Annotated in this window: 4 protein-coding genes and 1 pseudogene; 4 read left to right on the plus strand and 1 reads right to left on the minus strand. The window is 42.5% G+C overall.

The annotated features are described in order from the left end of the window. Positions 1 to 452: 452 nt before the first annotated feature. The 3 genes and pseudogenes from hfq (at position 453) to HMPREF0083_RS02895 (ending at position 2,877) form a co-directional block, all read left to right on the plus strand. Complete coding sequence (hfq, locus tag HMPREF0083_RS02885) at positions 453 to 668, plus strand: RNA chaperone Hfq (RefSeq protein ID WP_021619508.1); 216 nt, start codon at positions 453 to 455, stop codon at positions 666 to 668. Positions 669 to 766: 98 nt separating this feature from the next. After that, positions 767 to 1,024 carry a hypothetical protein gene (locus HMPREF0083_RS02890; RefSeq protein ID WP_021619509.1) on the plus strand — a complete coding sequence of 86 codons (258 nt, stop codon included), beginning with the start codon at positions 767 to 769 and terminating at the stop codon, positions 1,022 to 1,024. 419 nt (positions 1,025 to 1,443) lie between these two features. Continuing rightward, positions 1,444 to 2,877: pseudogene (locus HMPREF0083_RS02895) on the plus strand (amidohydrolase). Positions 2,878 to 3,225: 348 nt separating this feature from the next. Here HMPREF0083_RS02895 and HMPREF0083_RS02900 read toward each other — a convergent pair. Continuing rightward, positions 3,226 to 4,020, minus strand: a complete 795-nt coding sequence (locus HMPREF0083_RS02900; RefSeq protein WP_021619512.1) for a carbon-nitrogen hydrolase family protein — start codon at positions 4,018 to 4,020, stop codon at positions 3,226 to 3,228. A gap of 317 nt (positions 4,021 to 4,337) precedes the next feature. Between HMPREF0083_RS02900 and HMPREF0083_RS02905 the strand changes: the two genes are divergently transcribed. Next, positions 4,338 to 5,047, plus strand: a 710-nt coding sequence (locus HMPREF0083_RS02905) for a sigma 54-interacting transcriptional regulator (protein WP_245191305.1), incomplete at its 3' end; no start/stop codon positions are given.

Here is a 5,047-nt window from a genome sequence, read left to right on the forward strand (position 1 = left end):
ATGAACATTGGAAAAAAAACAAAGATCGTTGGCCGGACGAGTTTGCAAAGGCGACGGTGAATATAACACCAAATATAAAAATTTCCTCGTACGGGGTTATTGAATAGGCTTATTATAAATATTGATTCTCCATCTGTGGATACCAAGGGTGGATTGCTAATAAATGCCTTGTTTTCAACATCTCAGCGCATATATATATAGGGCAAAAAATATTTATGTGATAAAATAATAAATAGAAAGTATCAGATAATGGTTTTTTTGTTTGTTCTGATTTATCCTGCCTTAACGGGCAGTAATCCCCTCACTTCAAAAAATAGAGAAATTGAGGAATATAGGTGGGGGATAAACTGTCCCTAAAGGTCCGATAGATTCAGCCAGCACACAGTGGAGGATGAAGAAAAAACACTGCGTGAAGTTTCACTTTATGATGGAAGAGAAGGGAATGGTATCGATTGGAAAAGGCAAAGCTGCAAGAATATTTTCTTAACCAACTGCGCACCAGCAAAACTCCTGTTACGGTTTTTACAACAAATGGGTTTCAAATTCGCGGGATTATTACTTCTTTTGATTCGTATACAGTTGCACTCCAGAGCGAAAACAAACAGAATATTCTATACAAATCTGCTATTTCTACGATCGCCCCTTTAAAGCCGGTTACTTTATCTTAAGGGGACATCTTTTTAAAAACGGTGAATTAACAAGGAACTCAAAAAGCAGCCGTTCTCAGTTAAGTGAGAACGGCTTTAATTGTACAAGAAGGTAAAAGATGAATATCCTAATCAACAGGCGTGATCTTAACATTTTACTTCTGCTAATGGCACAGGTGATGGAGGTTTTGGCACGGGAGAAGGTGCTAAGGGAACAGGAGAGGGAACTAAAGGTGTTGGACTGCAAGGCTTGGAAGCCCTTTGCCCATTTTGCTGCTCCGATTGTGAAGCTTGACTTTGCTGGGAAGACGTTTGCTTTGTTTCTGGATTTTGACTACAACCCGCAAGTCCTCCTGTCACAATGGATAAACAGGTGAAGAGTAGAAGACGTTTTTTCTTCATGAAATAAGCCTCCATTTTCTATTAAATTTCACATATAAACACATGTAGACAATAAAATTATTACATATTATTACATATTATTACATAAATGTAAATGATAATCGTTTTTTTCTGCTCGCTCTCAATAATGCTTCTCAGTCTATCCTTTTTTATAAACCCCTTGCTGTTTTACTCTTTTTTTGACACATATGAAGGAGGAAACTATATGGAAACCAAACAAAAAGCGGATATTATTCTTTCAAGTAATGCAGTTTTTACCGGAATAATGGACAGGCCGCAGCCGGGAGCAGTGGCGATTATAGGCAATAAAATTGCTGCCATAGGATCAGCGGCTGACATGGATTCACTCGTTGGACCGGAAACGAAACAATACCATTATCATAATGAGTTGATTATGCCCGGATTTCATGATTTTCATCTGCATCTTATGCTGGGGAGTCTTGCGCAGGATAGCGTACATTTGCATGAAGCGCGTTCAGAAGAAGAAGCGGCAGAGATGGTTCGGAAATTTGCAGATGCTAGACCGAATGATCCGTGGATAATCGGTTTTGGCTGGTATCACGTTTACTGGGAAAACGGACAATTGCCGCATCGTTCTACATTGGATCGTGTCATTTCGGAGCGACCGGTTTTCCTGTTTAATGCGGAATGCCACGGAGCATGGGTAAACAGTAAAGCGCTAGAGGTAGCCGGTATTACCCGCGACACTCCTGATCCCCCATTCGGAGAAATTAGCAAGGATGATAAGGGGGAGCCTACGGGATTTCTTTATGAAACAGCTATGGGATTAGCGCGGGAGGCGTTCGTTCTACCTTATGAGAGAAGGCAACGTTTATTGAAGAGCTTTTTACAGCAGGCTGCCAGGCTGGGAATTACTTCGGTGAACGATATGTTTCCTTTGCCCGGCCTGGATTTTGGTGATTTGCCATTGTATAAAGAATTTGAAGAAAAGGGGGCATTGACTTCACGCATTCATTTTTTAGCCCCGCTGAACGGTGATCTTGATTATGCAAAGAAATTGCGCTCAATATATACCTCCAATACATTACAATTTTCGGGCCTAAAGCAGTTTCTTGATGGAGTGCCTACCACATATACGGCATACCTTCTTGCACCGTATTCGGATAGGCCCGAGACATGCGGAGACACATTGCTTCCCCCTGATATGATTAAGTGATGGGCGAACGAAGCGGATCGAGAAGGATTTCGTATTCGCTTTCACGCTTGCGGTGACGGAGCAGTGCGGTTAGGGCTTGATGCGTTTGAAGAAGCAAGAAGGGCGAATGGAGCCCGCGACGCTCGTCATACGATTGAACATATTGAAGTTATTCATCCGGCTGACATTGCAAGGTTTCATGAATTAGGCGTAATTGCTTCTATACAGCCTGAACATTTGGCAGCAAGCGAGAATTTTTCGGATAATGCCTATCTTTCGCGTCTCGGAAAAGAAAGAGAAGCGTTTACGTTTCCGGTAAAAACATTGGAGGAGGCGGGCGCAAAAATCGCCTTTTCAAGCGATTTTCCTGTCGTTTCCCTGAATCCTTTACTCGAAATTTATCGTGCGATTACGAGGGTTCATAATGATGGATTACCGGAAGGAGGATGGAACGGAAAGGAACGGATTTCCTTAGCTCAGGCATTACGGTATTATACGTGGGGACCCGCTTACGGAACGTTTAGAGAGCATGAACTGGGAACGCTGGAGCCAGGAAAATTGGCTGATATTGTAGTGCTTAATCAAAATTTATTTGAGATAGCACCGGCAGAAATAAAAGACGCCAGCGTGAGAATGACAATCATGGATGGAAAAATCGTATTTGCAGAGTAATATAATGAATCAGCACCCTTGGTATTCATAGATGAATAGAAAAGAAGGATGCGTACGGTGTTTGTGGCGCAAGGGGTGAGAAAGGGGCTGACTCAAAAGGTTATTTGGCCTCAAACGGGATACAATATATAGGTTTCTTGTTGTTTTCCATGCGTATATATGGTATCGAAGAAGGGTGTCCCATCACTTTTGGGACACCCTCCAACATTTGTGACGTAAAGCGGCTGTGAGGTTTTCCTATGCGAGTCCGAACAAAACAAGTGGCGTGAGCGTCAATGTGCGTTTGAGCGTTGTATTTGTTTCTTTTATATAAGCACTTCCTTTTGTCTTGTAGTTGGCGCAAGCCGTTTACTCATGATGCAGACAGTTTAGTAAGGCACAGCGAACGGATTCGTGCAGACGGTGCGCATAGTTTAACTCCGGGTCGCGTGCTTCGTGAAGAGATATGTCCACAATGCGCAGTGCTTCTTCCGAATCAAGCTGCAATAAAATGTTCCCCTCGTGATTTACAGCCATGCTATGACCGAAAAACTTCAGATTATCTTCCTGTCCCAATCGATTGCATATGACAAGCGGAATCTCGTTCTCCATAGCGCGACTTTGCATGTAAATATGCTGATACCGCTCATAAGGCTCCATATTAGCCGTATTTACCAGAACCATCTCAGCGCCATTCAAGCGCAACAGGCGGGTGACTTCAGGAAATTCCAGGTCATAGCAAATCATTACGCCGATATTTCCAAACTTTGTGGCAAAGACAGGCCACTCATTTCCTGGGGTGAAGTACTGGGCCTCGGAAGAAAATAAGTGTGTTTTCCGATAAATACCGGCAATAGAACCGTCATCCTGAATAAAAGCCGAGGAAATGTGGTAGGCATTTCCATTCTTTTCGGGAAAAGAAATCAGGGCAAAAATTGCAAGTTCACGACAGACTTGCTGCATGAATTGGAGCGAAGGACCGTCTGCCTCTTCGGCAATGGACGCCAATTGATTACCGATAGAGTAGCCGGTTAGGACCAGCTCAGGAAAAATGACAAGTTCCGCCTTTTGTTCCTTAGCTTGGTACAGGTAACGGGTCATCATATTCAGATTTTCTTTTTTGTCAGCAAGGTGTGGGGTACATTGAGCGATAGCGATACGCATGTGTCGCCTCCTTTTTCTTTGTTTTATCTTTATTCTATCTTTTGTTAACTTAAAAGATGAAATTTAGCATCATAAGTTACACTTGATATTTTGACATAATAACGTGGTTGGAAGTAGGAAATTCGGAAAAAAGAAGAGGTTGGATGCGCCCTGCGCTCCGGCAGAAGAAAGGCCAGCAAGTCTTTTTCTAATCTCTGATTTTCTCTGTCTTTTCTTACCTCCTACCACAAAAGTTTGTCGATGTATCAAACCAGATGTATATAGATACACCTGAGCGTGCTGATATAGCAAACGGAGTATTAGTCGAGTCTGAAAAAATGAAAAAAATTATCAATGTTATCCATAAGATAGCGAGTGTTGATTCAACTGTTTTACTTTTAGGGGAATCAGGGGTAGGGAAGACGATGCTGGCCCGTTTAATTCATCAGGCTAGCTCCCGCAAGGACTATCCCTTTGTATCAATTAATTGCAGTACACTACCTGATAGTCTTATCGAATCGGGGTTATTCGGCTATGAATCCGGCACATTTACTGGAGGGAAAACAGGTGGAAAGCAAGGGTTGCTTGAGGCGCTGCAAGAAAATGCGTTTCGCAAAATCGGCAGCGTGGACAAACAAAAAGCGAATATCCGTATCTTGTCAGCGACCAATAAAAACCTAAAGGAAATGGTAAATCAAAAAAGATTTCGTGAAGATTTATACTACCGTTTACATGTTGTTCCGCTTATGATCCCACCGCTGCGGGAGAGACGAGAAGAGATCCTGCCACTGATAGAACACTTTACACGCAAGTTCAACCAAAAATACGATCGCCGCTTCTTTTTGTCTCCGCATTTGCCGGTTTTTTCACTTCCTGAAGGGAATATCGGAATAATGATTACTTACGATATTGAGTTTCCGGAGGCTGCGCGAATTCTCGCGCTTAAAGGTGTTGATATTTTGGCGGTACTGGCGGCTAATATGGTTCCCTATCAACATTATAAATTACAGCTTGTAAAATCACGCCTGTTGATTATCCATAAGGTGGA

Source organism: Aneurinibacillus aneurinilyticus ATCC 12856, assembly GCF_000466385.1.
GTDB classification, from domain to species: Bacteria; Bacillota; Bacilli; order Aneurinibacillales; family Aneurinibacillaceae; genus Aneurinibacillus; species Aneurinibacillus aneurinilyticus.